Below are 17,653 nucleotides of genomic sequence, written 5' to 3' on the forward strand. Positions count from 1 at the left end.
ACCGGTACGGTGAGCGCGTGGCGAAGGGGGTGCAGGCGCGTCGATCGGCCCGGGCGGTGGTGCACGAGCAGCTGCGCCGGCGGATCATCAGCGCAGAGCTGCCGCCCGGTGCGCCGCTGTCGGAGAACGACCTCGCCGCCGAGCTCGCCGTGTCGCGCACGCCGGTGCGGGAGAGCCTGATCCTCCTGGCCGAGGAGGACCTCGTGCAGGTGTTCCCGCAGCTCGGGTCGTTCGTCTCGCGGGTGGACATGGCGCTGGTCGCCAACGCGCAGTTCGTGCGGGAGGCGATCGAGCTGGCCTCACTGCGGGACGCCGCCGGTCGTCTCGACGCCGCGGGGCTCGCCGCGCTGCGCGACCTCCTGGCCCGCCAGCGCCTCGCCGAGGGCGACACCGACGAGTTCTTCCGGCTCGACGAGGAGTTCCACCAGTTGCTGCTCGCCATCGGCGGTCACGAGCGGGCCTGGCGGGCCGTCGAGTCGGCGAAGGCGCACCTCGACCGTGCCCGCAGGCTCGGGCTGCGGCTGGTGAGCCCGGTCGCGCTGCTGGTGGCCCAGCACGGCGCCGTGGTCGACGCGCTCGCCGCAGGCGACCTCGGCGCCGCCGAGGAGGCCATGCGCACCCACCTCCGGGCGGTGTTCAGCGACATCGAGCGGGTCCGGCAGCAGTCCCCGGAACTATTCGCGAGCGGGCGGCTCGCGCGGCCCGTGCGCCGCAGCGTCACCACCCTGCAGTAGCCGGCCCTGCAGCGAGCCGGCAGGGAATCCGGTATTGCCGTCATTCGGCAGCATCGGACTCACGTCCAGCCGAGGGATTCGAGCAAGCGCCCGGTGACGCGCGACACCGCTGTTCCGCGATTGCCGTAGCTCGGCAACTCTGGCCGGAGGAACTCGGCCGACGGCAGCCGGTGCGGCGGGGGCCGCCGGCGGGCACTGTGGGGTGTGAGCCGAGCGGTCGGTCGGGTGGAGGCGGGAGGCGATTGCGGTGAGCGACGTGTCTGGGCACTTCCTGCAAGCCGCGCTCGCCGGCGACACCCTGCTCGCGTGGATGGTGGCGGGCGGGCTGGCGCTGGCGGTGCTCGCCGTGCACTCGTTCCGCGTCGTTCCCGCGGGCGAGCGGCTCGTCCGGTTCCGGCGCGGCCGCAGCGGTCATCGGGTGAAGGGGCCCGGACCCGTCGTCGTGCTGCCGGGCATCCACCGCGGAGTCCGGGTGCCGCGCGGCACGACCTGGGCCGACGTGATGTGGCTGGAGGCCACGACCAGGGACGGCGTGTCGGTGACGGTCCACGGCGCCGCGCTCGTCTCCGTGCTCGACCCGGGGCGGTACGCCCAGGCCGTCGGATCGCCGGAGTCGTCGACCGATGAGGCCCTGGAGGCCGAGACCGGCCGGTACGTCGCCGAGCGTGATCTGGTCGAGCTGTTCGAGTCGGCGGCCGACCAGCACCGCGAGCTGACCTCGAGGGTCACCGCGAGGACCGGTGAATGGGGCGTCGAGGTCGCGCGCGTGGAGCTCTCCCGGATCGAGGTCCGCCTCACGGCCGACCTGATCCGGTGGGCCGAGGGCCTCGCGGCCCGGACCTCGCCTGCGGCCGGGCAACTCACGCGGACGGCGTGATCGGCACCCGTCCCCGAACCGCAACCCACACGAGGAAGGCGGCCGCAACGTGGAGATCACCTACGACACCGTTCCGGGCATCGGCGCCGTGCGGCACTTCCGCACCCGGGATGGACAGCGGTTCGGCGTGCTGGCCGACCGGGCGGGCCGCCGCTCGCTGCTGATCTACGACGCCGACGACCCCCACGACGCCGACGTCCCCGTGCAGGCCGTCGTCATGGCGCACGACGAGGCCGACCAGCTCGCCGAGGTCCTGCAGAGCCGTTCCCTGCCCGACCGGCTCGCCGACGTGGAACGCCGGCTGGACGAACTCGCCGGCACGGCGTCGCGCCGGCGGCCCGGGCCGGGCGTTCGTGGTCAGGGCGTGTGCGTCACGTCCAGCGCGTAGATGACGACCTCGCCCACCGCGTCCGGGGCCTCGCCGCGCTCGGGGTTGGACTGCGTGTAGGTGCCGGCCTTGAAGTACCAGCCCTCGCCCGCCAGCGGGACCTCGCCCGCCACCTGACCGTTGTAGGCGACCTCCACCCGCCCGTCGGCCGCGGTGATGCGCACCTCGAAGGGCGTGCCCAGGCGGTAGCCCGGGTCGAGGGTGAACTCGCCCTCCCCGTCGTCGTACTCGACGAACAGGTGCGAACCCTCCAGGCGGACCATGACGACGTCGTCCTCCGCGTCGTGGATCTGCGCGGCGACGACGTGCGGCTTGACCTCGGGCAGCTTGGTGATCGCCTCGCGGACGGTCATCGTGTGGGTCCCGGCCCGGTTGGACCAGGACGCCAGCTCGCCGTCGTCCAGTTCCCGCAGCTCCGCGCGGGGGTAGCTGCTGCCCTCGGTGGTGACCCCGCCTGCGGGAGCGGTGAACACCACCCCGTCGAGGGTGTCGTTGAGGCGGAACCAGTCGCCGCTGAACGAGAGCAGGTCGGGTGGGTGCAGCTCGTCCGGCTCGCCTTCCGGGCCGGTGGGGAGCGTCAGCTTCCAGCTCGTGAGGTCCAGCACGGCGCCGGGCGCCGTCGGGGGGCCAGGAGGGGGCGGGGCCGGGACGGGTTCGGGCGCCGCGCAGGCGACGCCGCAGGCGAGCGCCAGCACGGCCGTGATCAGCAGCGGCCGGTGCGCGGTGGGTCGACGTCTCGCGGTCCGACGGTCCACGCCGTCACCTTTCCGATCATCGGACCGCGGGGCCTCGCGTTCGTGACAACGCGAACCGTAGCGGCGGGTGAGCGAAGCGTAGCCAGCCGGCGGGCTGGGGACCGGTCCGTCGGCGGGAGGCACCCGGACGGGCGACGTGGGGCCGCCCTGTCTGCCGGTGGCGAAACCCGTTCGCGTAGTGAGTGCGGACTCATTACTCTGCGCGGGTGGTCACCTCCGGTCGGCGCGCTCCCCGCATGGCGCCCGGGGAACGTCGTGCGGCGATCGTCGCGGCGACGCTGCCGCTGGTCCGGCAGCACGGTGTCGAGGTCACCACACGGCAGATCGCCGAGGCCGCGGGCGTCGCGGAGGGCACGCTGTTCCGCGTCTTCCCGGACAAGGATTCGCTGGTCCAGGCCGCGGTCGCGGAGGCGTTCGATCCGGCGCCCACGCTGCGGGAGCTGGCGGCGATCGATCGCTCCCTCCCGCTGCGGGACCGGCTGACGGAGGCGGTCGTGGTGTTGCAGCGGCGCCTGTCGGAGGTCTTCGGCCTGCTCCACGCGCTGGGCTGGGCCGGCCCTCCGGACCGGATGCGACAGCCCCCGTCATCGGGGATCAACGACGGGTTCCGCGCCGCGGTCGTCGACATCGTCGGCCCGGACGCGCACGCGCTGCGGGTGCCGGCGGCCGAGCTGGCGCACGTGCTGCGCCTGCTCGCGTTCTCCGGGACCCACCCGATGATCGCCGACGGCCGCCCGCTCGACGCACCGCAGATCGTCGCGATCCTGCTCGACGGCCTGCTCGCTCCCACCACCGCCACCACGGCTCGCACCACCACAGCGGAAACGAAGGACCCCCGATGCTGATCCGCCTGTTGCGGGCGAACCTGCGCCCCTACGCCCGGCCGTTGCTGCTGGTGGTGCTGCTGCAGTTCGCCGGGACGATGGCCTCGCTCTACCTGCCGAGCCTGAACGCCGACATCATCGACCGCGGCATCGCCCGCGGCGACACCGGCTACATCATGTCCGTCGGCGGCTGGATGCTGCTGGTCACGCTCGTGCAGATCGTCTGCTCGATCGCCGCGGTCTACCTCGGTGCGCGCATCGCGATGGGGTTCGGGCGCGACGTGCGCGCAGCGCTGTTCCACCGGGTCGGGGAGTTCTCCGTGCGGGAGGTCAACAGCTTCGGCGCCCCGTCGTTGATCACCCGCGGCACCAACGACGTGCAGCAGGTGCAGATGCTCGTGCTGCTGTCCTGCACGATGCTGGTGACGGCGCCGATCATGTGCTTCGGCGGTGTGGTGATGGCGCTGCAGGAGGACGTGCAGCTGTCCTGGCTGATGCTCGTGTGCGTCCCGGTGCTGGTGCTCGGCGTGGGCGCGGTGATCCTGCGGATGGTGCCGGGGTTCCGGGTGATGCAGACCCGCATCGACGAGGTCAACCGCGTGCTGCGCGAGCAGATCACCGGCATCCGCGTCGTGCGCGCGTTCGTGCGGGAGCCGCAGGAGACCGCGCGGTTCGAGGGCGCGAACGCCGCGCTCACCGACGTGGCCACGCACGTCGGGCGGCTGATGGCGATGGTCTTCCCGATCGTGATGCTCGTGCTGAACCTGTCGAGCGTGGCCGTGCTGTGGTTCGGCGCCGCCCGGATCGACGCCGGGCAGATGCAGATCGGCGCGCTGACGGCGTTCCTCGCCTACCTGATCCAGATCCTGATGGCCGTCATGATGGCCACGTTCATGGTGATCATGATCCCGCGAGCGGCGGTGTGCGCGGAGCGGATCACCGAGGTGCTGGACACGGAGTCGTCGGTGGCCCCGCCCGCCCGGCCGGTCACCCCGGCCGAGGCCACCGGCGTGCTCGCACTGCGGGGCGCCGGCTTCTCCTACCCGGGCGCCGACTCCCCGGTGCTGCGGGACGTGACGCTCACGGCGACGCCCGGCACGACCACGGCGATCATCGGCAGCACCGGCGCGGGCAAGACCACGCTGCTCGGGCTGGTGCCGCGGCTGTTCGACGCCACGGCGGGCGAGGTGGCGGTGGACGGCGTCGACGTGCGCGAGCTGGACCCCGAGTACCTGTGGAGCCGGGTGGGCATCGTGCCGCAGCGGCCCTACCTGTTCTCCGGCACGGTGGCGAGCAACCTGCGCTACGGCAACCCCGACGCCACGGACGCGCAGCTGTGGCAGGCGCTGGAGGTGGCGCAGGCCGCCGAGTTCGTGCGCGCGATGCCCGAGGGCCTCGAGACCCCGATCGCCCAGGGCGGCACCAGCGTCTCCGGCGGCCAGCGCCAGCGCCTCGCGATCGCGCGGGTGCTGGTCCGGCAACCGCAGATCTACCTGTTCGACGACTCGTTCTCGGCGCTCGACCTGGCCACCGACGCGCGGCTGCGCGCGGCGCTGCGACCGGTCACCGCCACGGCCACGGTGCTCGTCGTCGGTCAGCGCGTCGCCAGCATCCGCGACGCCGACCAGATCGTCGTGCTCGAGGACGGCGCGGTCGTCGGGATCGGGGACCACCACGAGCTGCTGGCCACCTGCCCCACCTACGTCGAGATCGTCGAGTCCCAGTTCAGCGCGGAGGAAGTGGCATGACCCGCCCGGGTGAGACCAACCGCGCGGCGCGCGAGATGACCAACGCCCGCCGTGACGGCCCCGGCTGGGGGTCGATGGGCATGCCGGCGGAGAAGTCGATGGATTTCGGCCCGTCGGCACGACGGCTGCTGGGGCGGCTGGGCCCCGAGCGGCTCGGCGTGCTCGCGGTGGTCGTCCTCGGCGTGATCAGCGTGGCGCTCAACGTGATCGGGCCGCTCGTGCTCGGCTACGCCACCGACGTCATCTTCACCGGCGTGATCGGGCGCGGGCTGCCGACCGGCAGCTCCGCCCAGGAGGCCGCGGACGCGGCGCGGGCGGCAGGCGACGAGACGTTCGCGAACGTGATCGAGGGCGCAGGCGCCGTGCCGGGCGTGGGCATCGACTTCGACCTGCTCGCCCGCGTGCTGCTCGGGGTGGTGGCGATCTACGTGGCCGCCTCGCTGTTCGGGTGGGCGCAGGGTTGGCTGCTCAACGGCGTCGTGCAGCGCACGATCTTCGCGCTGCGCCGCGACGTCGAGGACAAGATCAACCGGATGCCGCTGCGCTACTTCGACCGCCAGCCCCGCGGCGAGGTGCTCAGCCGCGTCACCAACGACATCGACAACATCTCCCAGAGCCTGCAGCAGACCATGAGCCAGCTGCTCACGTCGCTGCTGACGGTGGTGGGCGTCGTGGTGATGATGCTGGTGCTCTCCCCGCTGCTCGCGCTGGTGGCGCTCGTGACGATCCCGGTGTCGCTGCTGGTCACGAAGGCGATCGCGGCGCGCTCGCAGAAGCAGTTCGTGGCCCAGTGGCGCCACACCGGTGCGCTCAACGCGCACATCGAGGAGGCGTTCACCGGGCACGAGCTGGTGCGCGTGTTCGGGCGGCGCCGCGAGGTGGAGGCGGAGTTCGCCGCCCGCAACGACCGCCTGTTCGACGCGAGCTACCGGGCGCAGTTCATCTCCGGGATCATCATGCCGTCGATGATGTTCATCGGGAACCTGAACTACGTGCTCGTGGCCGTGGTGGGCGGGCTGCGGGTGGCGTCGGGTGCGATGAGCCTCGGCGAGGTGCAGGCGTTCATCCAGTACTCCCGCCAGTTCACCCAGCCGCTCACACAGCTGGCGTCGATGGTGAACCTGCTGCAGTCCGGGGTGGCGTCGGCCGAGCGGGTGTTCGAACTGCTCGACGCGGAGGAGCAGTTGCCCGACCCGGCGCGGCCCGTGGTGCCGCAGGATCGGTGCGGGCGCGTGGTGTTCGGATCCGTCGCGTTCCGGTACCAGCCCGACGAGCCGCTGATCGAGGACCTCTCGCTCACGGCCGAGCCCGGGCAGACGGTCGCGATCGTCGGGCCCACCGGAGCAGGCAAGACCACGCTCGTCAACCTGGTCATGCGGTTCTACGAGCTCGATGCCGGCCGCATCACCCTCGACGGCGTGGACACGGCCGCGATGGATCGCGCCACGCTGCGTTCGGGCATCGGGATGGTGCTGCAGGACACGTGGCTGTTCGGCGGCACGATCCGCGAGAACATCCGCTACGGCGACCCGGCCGCCACCGACGAGCAGGTGATCGCGGCGGCCCGGGCCACCTACGTCGACCGGTTCGTGCGCAGCCTGCCCCTCGGCTACGACACCGTGATCGACGACGAGGGTTCCAACGTCAGCGCGGGAGAGAAGCAGCTGATCACGATCGCGCGGGCCTTCCTCGCCGACCCCACGCTGCTCATCCTCGACGAGGCCACCAGCTCCGTCGACACGCGCACCGAGCTGCTGGTGCAGCACGCGATGGCGGCGCTGCGCACCGACCGCACCAGCTTCGTGATCGCCCACCGCCTCTCGACGATCCGCGACGCCGACCTGATCCTGGTGATGGAGGCCGGCCGGATCGTGGAGCAAGGCACCCACGAGCAGCTCCTGGCGGCGCAGGGTGCCTACGCTGCGCTGTACGAGAGCCAGTTCGCCGGAGCCGCGTCCGCGGTCGACTGACCCGGGTCAGTCGTCGAGGCGGCGGCGCAGGGCGGCGACGAGGGCGGCGCGGTTCGACGCGTCCAGCTTCTGGCGGAGCCGGGCCACGTGCTGCTCGACCGTCTTCGGCGAGATGTAGAGCTTGGCCCCGATCTGCTTGTGGGTGAGGCCGTCGATGACGAGGGCGCCGATCTCGCGCTCCCGATCGGACAGCTCGTCGCCCACGGTGCGCCGCCGGGCACCTGCCTGCGCGCACACCCGGCGTGCCTGGCCGAGCAGCGCTTTCGCCGACATGGGGTCGATCGCGCGTGCGGCGGCGGTGCTGCAGAGGGCGGCCGCCTCCTGGTGGTGGCCCGCCGCGGCCAGCCGGGTGGCGGCGCGCGCGACGGCCGGGGCCGACGCGCAGCCGGTGAGGACGGCGCCCCACGTGGACGCCGCCTCCGCACGCAGGGCGACGCCCGGGTGGTCGCTCGCCAGCGATGTGAGGGTCCGCGCGGCGTCGGCGACCACGGCCGCTGCCCCGGGGGCAGGCCGTTCGGCAGCGGGGGCCGGGCCGCGGGCCGTGACGGCGCGCTCCAGGTTCCACCACGCTTCCGAGGCGACGGCCCACCAGGGCGACCCGGCGCGCGTGACGGTGGCGTGCATCGCCTCGCCGATGGCGTCGCCGTCGGCGAGCGAGCCCGTGGCGGCGGCGGTGGCGAGCTCGCCCCACGCGTCGAGCAGCAGGATCTCGATGTCGGCGCCCGCGATCACCGGCGCGACCCGGTGCCAGGTCGTGGTGATCACCCGCTCGTCACCGGACCGGCGCGCCAGCCCGGCGGTGACCGCGGCGGCGAGCACCGCGTCCCGGCGCAGGACCGGGGCCCCGCCCACCGCGGTCAGCGCCGCGCGGGCGGCGGTGAGCCGTCCGGTGCGCAGGTCGAGCCAGCCGGCGAGCAGGCGGTGCCGGCCGTACCAGGGGCGGTCGGGACGGTCGGGGTGGCCGAGCATCGCCTGTGCGGACCGCGCGTCGCCGCCTGCCGCGATGACCACCGCGGCGAGGTCGTCCCAGCGGTCGGAGGCCAACGGGTCGGGCGGCACCGCGGTCGTGGCCAGCCCGGCGAGCCGGCGGCCCGCCCCGTCGATCTCGCCCTTCACCGCCTCGATCGTGGCCTCCACGCCGTCCAGCAGCACGATGAGGCCGCGGGGCGCGGGCTCCGGGACGCACGCGTGGGCCGCGGCCAGGTCCCGGACCGCGGCGTCGACGTCCCCCGCGAGTGCGGCCGTCAACCCGGCCCTCCCGGCGGCCAGGGCACTGCGTGTGCTGGTGAGGGTCCGGGCCAGCACCCGCCACCGACGGGCGGCGTCCAGCAGCGCGCCGTCCGCGGCGGCCACCGCGGCGGCCACGGCGGCCGCCCGGCCGTCGACGTCGCCACCGGAGGCCAGCGCCCGGTCGACGGCGTCGATCGCGACGAGCGGCTCGCCCTCGCACCAGGCCCGTTCGGCCCGGAGCACATCCGGCCCGACCTCCGGCGGGCCGTCGACGGCGGGAGACCGGGCCACATCGGGCCCGGTGGGCGCGATGCTCTGCTGGAGTGGCCGCACGCTCATGGTGCCTCCGAACAGTGAGGGGGCGCCCATGGTCGTGCTCCTGGGCGCCGCCGTACATGTCTGGGCGCACATTCGGGACTGATGGAGTACATCCGGGCCTCCTCGCGCACGGCCGGTCGCCGGTTCCTGCTCGGCCTTTCGGATCGCGTGTCCCGATCCGTCCGGTGGTGCGCTGTGGGGAGAGCCGCGAGGTCGCGACCGTGATACGCGCTACCGGGCGTGTTCCAGGTCGGCCAGCAGGCCTTCACACGAGCGGACGAGCACGTGGCACGCATCCGTCGCCGTCCGCCCGAACATCGGGTTCACCGCGAGCCGCCGCCACCGCTCGAGGGCTGCGAACCCCGCCCGCACCTGCTCGGCGGCCGGGGCGTCCGGGGGAAGGCCGAGCCGGGTGCCGGGCGCGGTACCGGCGTCGCCCAGCAGGAGCTCCGCCTCCTGCGCCGCGGCGCGGGGGAGGGGCACGGCGCCCGAGCGCAACGCGGCGAGCAGGCGCAGCTCGGTGAATTCGTGCGCGCCCGCGAGGAGCCGTTCGACCTCGCCGGCCAGCCGCTGGTCCCCGCGCACCACGGACTCCACGGCCAGCAACGCCGAACGCGCCTTGAGCAGGCCGCGCCGCTGCGCGAACTGGGTGGCGAGCACGCGCTGCAGCTCGCGCAGCCCGCTGCGGACCACCAGCTCGTCGGCCAGCGCAGCGGGGGTCTGCGCGCCCTGGCGGATCAGCGTGGCCGACAGCCGGATGCCGAAGATCCCGAACCGCTGCAGGAGCGCGTGCCGCACGGCGGCGGGCGGGCCGTCGGAGCCGGCGAGGAACCTGTCGACCGAGCGGAGGTCGGCGTCCAGGCGCTCGCGGGGCACACCGGCGAGCTCGGTCAGCGCCGCGTGCTCGGACTGCCGGATGGTCCGCCCGGTCTCGGCGAGCAGCCCGGCGACCGCGACGACGTTCTGGCACAGCCCGCGGACCGTCGGGTCGTTGCGGTAGCGCTGGGCGATCCCGCGTGCCGAGACCATCGCGTCCACGCGGCCGGCCCCGATCTCGTCGGCCCGCGAGATCACCGCGACCGTGTTCACCGCCGTCGCCCGGGCCACGCCCTGGTCCCGGAACGACTCGAGGAAGGACGCGTCCGCGGCGTGCAGGTGCCGCATGAGGTAGACCACGGCGTCCGCCTCGGTGGGCGTCTCGTCGTCCGGGTCGAGGAAGGCGACCGTGCGCCGCGAGGTCGCGGTCGAGAGGGACGCGATGCCCGGTGTGTCGATCAACGTGGCGGTGCGCAGGCTCTGCGCCGGCCAGTCGACCACGAGGCGGTCCAGCTCCTCGGCGGGCGTGCCGTCCAGGTCGATCACGAGGGACCCGTCGTGGCGCCGCACGGTCAGCGGGACGGGGTCGCCGGCGGTCGGGTGCATGACGATGCGCGGCGTGAGGCCGTCGCGGTACCAGGTGACGACACGGGTGCACTCGCCGGCGTCGGTCGGTGCCACCCGCTCACCCACCAGCGCGTTGAGCAGGGTCGACTTGCCGGCCTTGACCTTGCCGGCGATCGCCACCCGCAGCGGCTCGTCGAGGCGTTCCAGCTGGCCGCGCAGGCGGCGGACCGTGTCGGGCTCGTCGCGGCGGGCCTCGATCGCGAGCAGCAGCACCCGCCGGGTGGCGGGGAGAAGGTCCTCCCGGGCCGGGCGGGTCATCCGGCGGGCACCATTGCGGGCGCCGCGGCCGGTGCGGCAGCGGGGTTCGGCAGCAGCGCCCTCGCCCGCCGGCGCACGGCCTCGAGCCGCTCCAGCTCCGCCGTGATCTCCGCGAGCCGCGCCTCCCGCTCGGCGCGGGTGGTCTTCAGCGCGCGTTCGGTGGCCTGCTGCGACTCCTGCAGCGATCGCTTGAGCTGCTCGGCCTGCCGGGTGAAGTGGTCGCGCAGGTCGCGCTGCACGATGCGCAACCTGTCGCGGGAGTCCTTGGCCACCTGGAACGTCACGTCGTCGACGTAGCGGCGGACGGCGGCCTTCGCCTCGTTCTGGCGCTTGGTCGTGAGCCGCTTGCGCTCGTCACCGAGGGACTTGCCGGCCATCGCGATGCCGGCGCCGATCCCGATCGGGTTGAAGATCGAGGCGAACCCGACGACCGTGCCGATCATGCCGAACATGAGCATGCCCATGTAACCGCCGCGTAGCCCCGTGAGGGCCTTGTTGCCGATCCCCCAGGTCGCGTCGGTCGGGGCCGCGATCGGCCGCACCGACCGCAGGGCGTCGGTCGGGTCGTTGCGCAGCGCGGGCAGCAGCTGGTCGCGGTCGGCCGAGAAGTGCTCGGCCACGCGGTGGGCCAGCCACCGGGCACGCTGGGACGCCCAGAGGAAGTTCGCCGCGGCGGCGCCTGCCACCTCCTGCTGCACCCATGCCGTGAACTGGTCCCACACCTTCGCGGGGTCGCCCCCGGACAGCAGCTCCTCCTCGGCGAGGCGGCTGATCTCCCGCATGCGGTCGCGCAGGTCGTAGTCGATGTCGGCGTTGAGGTCGGCTACCCCGTCGGCGAGTGTCTGCTGCCAGCGCGCCGACCGCTCCTTCAGCTCCGTGGCGCGTTCCTGCGCCCTGGCCAGCTCCTGGACGAGCGCACCCACCGCCTCCGGGTTCTGCTGCGCGGAGCGCTCGGCGCGCAGGTTGCCCGCGATCTGGTCGGTGACGGCGACGACGTCGTGCAGGACGCCGCGGCGCGCCACGCGGTCGGCCTGGCCGAGCACGTTCTTGCGCAGGTGACCGATCAGCGGGGGGAACCCCGATTCGGCGTTCAGCTCGGCGTCGCCGGTGAGCACCGCCTCCCACCGCAGGGTCGAGGACACCGGGAACACCCGGGCCGTGATCCCGGCTGCCGCGAGGTGCGCGGCGTCGAGCTCGGCGATGCGCCGCCACTCGGGGTAGAGGTCGCACTTGGTGAGGACGCAGGCCACGGTGGGGCACACCGAGGCCGCGTGCGCGAGGAACTCGAGCTCGGGCGCGGTGTACTCCTGGGAGGCGTCGGAGACGAGCAGCACCGCGTCCGCGGACGGCAGCGCCGACAGCGTCGCGGCGCCGTGCACCGACTGCAACCCGCCGACGCCCGGGGTGTCGACCAGCTCCATGCCGCCCGCCAGCACCGGTCGCGGGATGCCCACCTCGACGTGGCTCCAGCCCTCGCGGTTGCCCGGGTTGCCCTGCTCGCAGACGTGGTCGGCGAGCTCGCCGGACGGCACCTCGATCCGTTCGCTGCGCCGCTCGCCGTCGGGACGATCGTGGCAGCGCACGAGCGTCACCGTCACCGTCTCGGCGTGGTGCACCACCGTGGGCACCGCCGTCGCGACGTCGTCGAACGTCGGGCACACCGGCACGCCGACCAGCCCGTTGACCAGCAAGCTCTTGCCCTGCTTGAACTCGCCGACGATCAGCACGCGCACCCGGCCGTCGAGCAGCCGGGTACGTGCGGTGCGCAGCCGCTCGAGCAGGTCCGGCCGGGCGTAGGGCTCGATCGTGGTGAGGGCGAGGCCGAGGACCTCGGCCGGATCGGTGGTGGTCACGGTTGCTCCTTCACCAGGTGCCGCGGTGGCTCAGACGACGACTTCCGCTTCGACGACGCCGGTGTCCTCGCCGGTGTCCTCGGAGGTGTCCTCGCCGAAGTCCTCGGCGGGCTCGTCCACGGGGTCGGAGGCGGGCTCCTCGGGTGCCGACTCGGGCTCGGCGGCCACCGGGGCAGGCGCCGGGTCGGCGGCGGGGGCCGGCACTCCGGTGGTCGTGTCGTTGTCCTGGACCACCACCGTGTCGTTGTCCTGGATCGCGGTGACGTCGTTCTCGACCGACTTGTTGAACGAGTCCTCGATGATGGTGATGTCGTCGTCGGAGTTGAAGGAGTCGTTGATCGTGATGTCGCGGTCGTCGACGGCGAAGGTGTTGTTGATGTTCGTGATGTTGTCCGGGGCGTCGTCGGTGACCTGGAAGTTCCGGGTGGTGTTGCTGATCTCCTGCACCGGGTCGTCGCTGCCGGAGCTCGACGACGAGCCACCCTCGTCGGACCGCACCATCCCGCGGTCGACCATCTGCAGCTGCGCGTCGCGCACGTCCTGGGCGCTCGCGCCCTCGACACCGGCCGTCGCCATGGCGGCCTGTGGGTTCTGCTCGAACTCCGCACGCGCCTGCGGGTCGCGCATCATGGTGAGCAGGAAGTCGATGATCGATTGCATGGACAGCACGGGTTCCACCTCCGGGATGGGGGGTCGATCCCGGCCCGGTGGGCCGCACCGGGCCGGGACCGCCTGGACTCGTCAGAGGGTTTCGAGCTCGGCCTCGGACTCGGCGTCGGCATCCGCGTCGGCGTCCTGGTCCTGCTCCTGGTCCTGGTCGCTGTCGTTCTCCTGATCGGTGTCGAAGTCCTGGTCCTGGTCGGAGTCGAAGTCCTGGTCCGCGTCGGCGTCCACGTCGACGTCGGAGTCGGCGTCCCCACCGCGCCCGCCGGACGCGTCGGCGTCACCGCCGCTCCCGCCGGTCCCGCCGGCCCCGCCGACGCCGACGCCGCTCGCGTCACCGGTGTCGCCGAAGTTGATGTCGACGCCGTCGCCGTCGCCACCGAGGTCGATCCCGCCGCTGGTGCCGCCCTGGCCGACGCCCGCGCCACCGTCGGCGCTGCCGCCGGCCCCGCCGACGGCCACACCGCCGTCGCCACCGGCGCCGCCCTCGGTGTTGGTGGCCGTCGTGGTCTGCTGGTCCAGCTGCCCGACCTGGGTCGAGTCCTGCTCGCCCACCTGGGCGGACTCGTTCTCCTGGTTGGAGTCCTGGTCGGCGAGCTGGTCCTGGTCGATGTCGGAGGTCGCCCTCGCGACGGTGTCCTCGATGAAGTCCTGGATGTTGAAGCCGGGGCCGGTCATGGTGGTCTCCTCGCAAGGGCAGGGGTGCCGGCTCGACGGCCGGTGCGGAGGAAGTTAGATCCGCACGCCAGGCCGCGGATCCGGGTTGCCGCCTGTTCGCTGCGGGCTCCTCACCGGGATCCCCCGCCTGCCGGCGTCCGCGAGTAGGGGATTTGCCCGGCTCTTCGCCGACACCCGTAACGCCGCCCGCGATCCTGGCGTGGTCACCAGAAGGCCAATGGTGGACCGAGCACGGAGGGGGTCCGATGTCCTACTACGTCGGGGTCGACCTGGGGACCACATGCTGCGGGGCGGCGGTCGCCCGCGCGGGCGACCGCCCGGCCGAGGCGGTGCCGCTGGGGGAGCGGTCCGCCGTCGTCGCGTCGGCGCTGCACGCCGACGAGGACGGCGCCTTCCTGGTGGGCGAGGCGGCGGAGCGACGCGCGTTGTCCGAGCCGGACCGGGTGGTGCGGGGGATCGTGGGGCGCGTCGGCGACGGCACGCCGGTGTTCGTCGGTCGCACCCCGATCGCCGCGGAGGAGCTGGCGGCCCGGTTCATCGCGCACGTCGTGCGGGAGGTGGCCCGACGCGAGGGCGGCCCGGCGGACGGGGTGGCCGTGACCCACCCCGCCGGCTGGGGCCCGCACAAGGTGCAGTGCCTGCGCACGGCGCTGACCGGTCAGGGCGTGGGTCCGTTGCTGATGCTCACCGATCCGGAGGCCGCGGCCGTCGGGCACGTCGGGCAACCCGGCGCCGTCGTCGCGGTCTACGACCTGGGCGGCGGGACGTGCGACGCCGCGGTGGTGCGCCACGGTGAGGCAGGCGGGGTCGAGCTGCTGGGCCGCCCGGAGAGCGTGGAGCGGCTCGCCGGGATCGACCTCGACGAGCTCGTGTTCGAGCACGTCCGGCAGAACCTCGGTGCGGCGTGGGACGCGCTGGACCCGACCGATCCCGCGGTCCTCGCAGCCGTCGCCCTGCTGCGCCGGGAGTGCACGGCGGCGAAGGAGGTGCTCTCGGTCGACACCGAGGTGCAGATCCCGGTGATGGTGCCGGGCGCCCACACCGCCGTCCGGATGGGGCGCGACGAGTTCGAGGAGCTGATCCGGCCGGTCGTCCAGCAGACCGTCGAGGTGCTGCGGCAGGCCCTGGCGTCGGCCGGCGTGGGAGCGGCCGACCTGACGACGCTGCTGCTCGTCGGCGGCTCGTCCCGGATCCCGCTGGTCGCGCAGCTGGTCTCGGCCGGGATCGGCAGGCCGGCCGTGGTCGACACCGACCCGAGGGGCGTGGTCGCCGCAGGCGCGGCGGTGGCGGCCCGGGCCGCGGACGCGGCGCTGTCGACCGCGGCCGCCCCGGTTGCCGCGTCCGTCGCGGAGCCCCCCGCGGCGGACGAGCAGGAGGCCCAGGCCGGGTGGGTCTCCCCGGACGCCGCGATCGCCCGCCCCGCGAAGGTGGCCCGGCCGTTCTCCGCGGTGCTCCCCGCGGCGTCGGGCAAACGGACGCTCGTGCTCTCGGGGGTGGCCGGGGTGCTGGTGCTGGCGCTCACCGGCGGCGCCATCGCACTCGCCGCCACGGGGTCCGGGGACCCCGCCCCCGGTGTCGAACCCACGAGCGCCGCCGTCCCCGCGCCTGCGATCAACGAGGTGGCCGTCCCGCAGGAACCCGACCCGCCCGCTCCGGCCCAGCGCAGGCGAGCCCCACAGCAGGACCCCGTCGAACGGGAGCAGGCGCCCGCCGAGGAGCGCGCCGCCGATCCACCGGTGGCGGAAGCGCCGGCGACCGACGTGCCGCCCGAGAAGCCGACGGTCACCGAGACCCCGACCACCACGCCGACGAGGACCACCACCACGACCTCCGGCGACGAGGAGGACACCGAGGGCGGGCCCGAGGAGGAGGGCGAGGGCGGCAGCGTCGCCCCGGCCGGTGACCCCGCGGAGGGCGCCGGGGGATGAGGTCGCCGGCGTCCGTTCCTCACCCGGGGCGGCGCGCGACCACCGAGAAGGTCAGCGGGATCCGCGGGGCGCCCTCGGGCAACTGCCAGCCCTGCGGGCACGGCACCAGGTCGGGAAAGGCGCGCCAGTCCATGAACGGGTGCTCGCCGAGCGCCTCGATCACCAGGCCGGCCTCGAGCAGCGCGCCGGTCACCTCGGACAGGTCGTGGCGCCACTCGTGGTTGACGGTGTGGGTGATCGCCTCGACCGACCCGTCGGTGTAGGTGCCGGCCTCGTCGTAGACGTTCGCGCCGCCGCCGCTGAGGTAGTCGCCGGTCACCTCCCACGGCTCGAAGCCCATGGCGCCCAGGATCGGGTGGTCGTCCCGGATCACGAAGACCCCGCCCGGTTCGAGCAGGTCGTGGATCGAGCGGCCCCACGCGCGCAGCTCGGGCAGCTACACGATGGTGCCGGCGCTGGTGACGACCACCTCGAACCTGCGGTCGATCACCGACGACGCGGCGCGCGCGTCGCCCTCGACCCACGTGACGTCGGCGCCGTCGGCCCCGGCGATCCGCCGCGCGTGCGCCAGGGAGCCGGGCGACAGGTCCAGGCCGTGGACGTCCACCGCGCCCAGGCGGACCCAGCTGATCGTGTCGGTGCCGATGTGGCACTGCAGGTGCAGCAGCGACCTCCCGGACACGGTCTCGCCCTTCATGTGCGGCGCGAGGACCGCGACGTCGTTGCGGACGACCTGGGAGATCGCCGACCGGTCCGCGAGGAACCCGTCCACGTCGTACATCTGTGACCGCGCGTGGACGTCGGCGCGCTGGTCCCAGTTGGCGCGGTTCGCGGCGATCGCGGTGTCGAGCTCGGTCATGGTGCCTGCTTCCGTGCGTGTGATCTGATCGACGGGTGCGCGTCGTCGTGATCGGATCCGGCATCTCGGGGGCCGGTGTGGCCTACCACCTCGCACGCCGCGGGGTCGACGTGATTGTCGTGGACGACGCGCAGGCCGGGCGGGCCACGTCGGCGGGGGCGGGGATCGTCTCGCCGTGGGCCACGGCCGACGAGGACCACTTCCGGATCGCCGCGCCGTCGGCGGGCTACTACCCGCAGCTCGTGGCGGCGCTCGCCGAGGACACCCCCGAACCCACGTCCTACACCGTCGTCGGTGCGCTCGTCGCGAGTCACGACGGGGACGCGCTGGCGGCGGTCAACCGCCGGGTCGCCGCCCGGACCGGCGCGCACCCCGTGGCAGGGGAGGGCGCGCTGCTCGACGAGGCGCAGGCCCGGGCGCTGTTCCCGCCGCTCGCGCCCGGGCTGTCCGCCGTGCACGTCAGCGGCGGCGCCCGGGTGGACGGGCGGCAGGTCCGGGCGAGCCTGCTCGACGCGGCGCGCCGGCGCGGGGCGCAGCTGCGCACGGGGACGGCCGCGCTGGCCGCGGACGGCGTACGACTGGACGGTGCAAGCCTCGAGTCGGACGCCGTGGTCGTCGCGGCAGGAGCGTGGAGCAGGCAGCTGGTGGCGCCGCTCGGGGTGGACCTCCCGGTCGCCCCGCAACGCGGGCAGATCACCCACCTGCGCGTCGCGCCCGAGCAGGACACCGCGGCGTGGCCGGTGGTGTCGCCGCAGAGCAGCGGCCACTACCTGCTCGCGTTCGAGGACTCCCGCGTGGTGGTCGGCGCCACCCGGGAGACGGGCGCAGGCTTCGACCACCGCGTAACCGCCGCCGGGCAGCTCGAAGTGCTCCAGGAGGCGCTCGCCGTGGCGCCCGGCCTGCGCGACGCCACCCTCCTGGAGACCCGGGTGGGCTTCCGGCCCGCCACACCCGACGGCGAGCCGGTGCTCGGCGCCCTGCCCGGGCACCCGAACGTCGTGGTGGCCACCGGGTTCGGCCCGAGCGGCCTCACGCTGGCGCCGTACGCAGGCGCGCTGATAGCCGAGCTCGTGCTGGGTGAGGAGCCCGGTATGGACCTGAGCCGGTGGCGTCCCGACCGCTTCTGA

General features: G+C 73.9%; 16 protein-coding genes. 8 read left to right on the forward strand and 8 right to left on the reverse strand.

Annotated features, from left to right (window positions below; translation table 11 throughout):
• Nucleotides 1-17 precede the first annotated feature (17 nt).
• The 3 genes from CFP66_RS38250 (at nt 18) to CFP66_RS38260 (ending at nt 1,999) form a co-directional block, all read left to right on the forward strand.
• Nucleotides 18-734 carry a GntR family transcriptional regulator gene (locus CFP66_RS38250; protein WP_233160051.1) on the forward strand — a complete coding sequence of 239 codons (717 nt, stop codon included), beginning with the start codon at nt 18-20 and terminating at the stop codon, nt 732-734.
• Nucleotides 735-981: 247 nt separating this feature from the next.
• Nucleotides 982-1,611 carry an SPFH domain-containing protein gene (locus CFP66_RS38255; RefSeq protein ID WP_094930251.1) on the forward strand — a complete coding sequence of 210 codons (630 nt, stop codon included), beginning with the start codon at nt 982-984 and terminating at the stop codon, nt 1,609-1,611.
• Between the two features lie 49 nt (nt 1,612-1,660).
• Nucleotides 1,661-1,999, forward strand: coding sequence for a hypothetical protein (locus tag CFP66_RS38260; RefSeq protein WP_198961949.1), 339 nt, complete (start codon nt 1,661-1,663; stop codon nt 1,997-1,999).
• On the opposite strand, the gene CFP66_RS38265 is transcribed toward CFP66_RS38260, so the two are convergent.
• Complete coding sequence (locus tag CFP66_RS38265) at nt 1,969-2,754, reverse strand: polysaccharide lyase family 7 protein (RefSeq protein ID WP_158228380.1); 786 nt, start codon at nt 2,752-2,754, stop codon at nt 1,969-1,971. The genes CFP66_RS38260 and CFP66_RS38265 overlap by 31 nt on opposite strands.
• Before the next feature lie 206 nt (nt 2,755-2,960).
• Here CFP66_RS38265 and CFP66_RS38270 point away from each other — a divergent pair, with 206 nt between their 5' ends.
• From CFP66_RS38270 to CFP66_RS38280, 3 genes are read left to right on the forward strand one after another with little or no spacing between them, the layout of a single operon-like run.
• A complete protein-coding gene (locus CFP66_RS38270; RefSeq protein WP_198961950.1) occupies nt 2,961-3,599 on the forward strand; it encodes a TetR/AcrR family transcriptional regulator in 639 nt (212 codons plus the stop codon).
• Entirely contained in the window at nt 3,593-5,326 is a 1,734-nt protein-coding gene (locus tag CFP66_RS38275; RefSeq protein WP_094930254.1) for an ABC transporter ATP-binding protein, read from the forward strand. The genes CFP66_RS38270 and CFP66_RS38275 overlap by 7 nt, the downstream gene beginning before the upstream one ends.
• Nucleotides 5,323-7,296 carry an ABC transporter ATP-binding protein gene (locus CFP66_RS38280; protein WP_094930255.1) on the forward strand — a complete coding sequence of 658 codons (1,974 nt, stop codon included), beginning with the start codon at nt 5,323-5,325 and terminating at the stop codon, nt 7,294-7,296. Before CFP66_RS38275 ends, CFP66_RS38280 begins: the two co-directional genes overlap by 4 nt.
• Before the next feature lie 6 nt (nt 7,297-7,302).
• Here the strand turns inward: CFP66_RS38280 and CFP66_RS38285 are convergent, their stop codons facing one another.
• From CFP66_RS38285 to CFP66_RS38305, 5 genes are all read right to left on the reverse strand, one after another.
• Nucleotides 7,303-8,865, reverse strand: a complete 1,563-nt coding sequence (locus CFP66_RS38285) for a helix-turn-helix transcriptional regulator (RefSeq protein WP_143517516.1) — start codon at nt 8,863-8,865, stop codon at nt 7,303-7,305.
• A gap of 210 nt (nt 8,866-9,075) precedes the next feature.
• Complete coding sequence (locus tag CFP66_RS38290) at nt 9,076-10,545, reverse strand: dynamin family protein (RefSeq protein WP_094930257.1); 1,470 nt, start codon at nt 10,543-10,545, stop codon at nt 9,076-9,078.
• Nucleotides 10,542-12,398 carry a dynamin family protein gene (locus CFP66_RS38295; protein WP_094930258.1) on the reverse strand — a complete coding sequence of 619 codons (1,857 nt, stop codon included), beginning with the start codon at nt 12,396-12,398 and terminating at the stop codon, nt 10,542-10,544. The genes CFP66_RS38290 and CFP66_RS38295 overlap by 4 nt, the downstream gene beginning before the upstream one ends.
• 30 nt (nt 12,399-12,428) lie before the next feature.
• Nucleotides 12,429-13,058, reverse strand: coding sequence for an IniB N-terminal domain-containing protein (locus CFP66_RS38300; RefSeq protein ID WP_233160057.1), 630 nt, complete (start codon nt 13,056-13,058; stop codon nt 12,429-12,431).
• A gap of 81 nt (nt 13,059-13,139) precedes the next feature.
• A complete protein-coding gene (locus CFP66_RS38305; RefSeq protein ID WP_094930260.1) occupies nt 13,140-13,739 on the reverse strand; it encodes a hypothetical protein in 600 nt (199 codons plus the stop codon).
• Nucleotides 13,740-13,984: 245 nt separating this feature from the next.
• Here CFP66_RS38305 and CFP66_RS38310 point away from each other — a divergent pair, with 245 nt between their 5' ends.
• Nucleotides 13,985-15,667 carry an Hsp70 family protein gene (locus tag CFP66_RS38310; RefSeq protein WP_094930261.1) on the forward strand — a complete coding sequence of 561 codons (1,683 nt, stop codon included), beginning with the start codon at nt 13,985-13,987 and terminating at the stop codon, nt 15,665-15,667.
• 19 nt (nt 15,668-15,686) lie between these two features.
• Here CFP66_RS38310 and CFP66_RS48745 read toward each other — a convergent pair whose 3' ends face one another.
• Nucleotides 15,687-16,040: a hypothetical protein gene (locus CFP66_RS48745; protein ID WP_198961951.1), complete on the reverse strand. Its 354-nt coding sequence runs from the start codon at nt 16,038-16,040 to the stop codon at nt 15,687-15,689.
• A 63-nt stretch (nt 16,041-16,103) separates the two neighbouring features.
• Nucleotides 16,104-16,526: a class I SAM-dependent methyltransferase gene (locus CFP66_RS48750; protein WP_198961952.1), complete on the reverse strand. Its 423-nt coding sequence runs from the start codon at nt 16,524-16,526 to the stop codon at nt 16,104-16,106.
• A 35-nt stretch (nt 16,527-16,561) separates the two neighbouring features.
• On the opposite strand from CFP66_RS48750, the gene CFP66_RS38320 reads away from it, so the two are divergent.
• Nucleotides 16,562-17,653: an FAD-binding oxidoreductase gene (locus CFP66_RS38320; RefSeq protein WP_094930262.1), complete on the forward strand. Its 1,092-nt coding sequence runs from the start codon at nt 16,562-16,564 to the stop codon at nt 17,651-17,653.

This window comes from Pseudonocardia sp. MH-G8, from assembly GCF_002262885.1.
Classification (GTDB): domain Bacteria; phylum Actinomycetota; class Actinomycetes; order Mycobacteriales; family Pseudonocardiaceae; genus Pseudonocardia.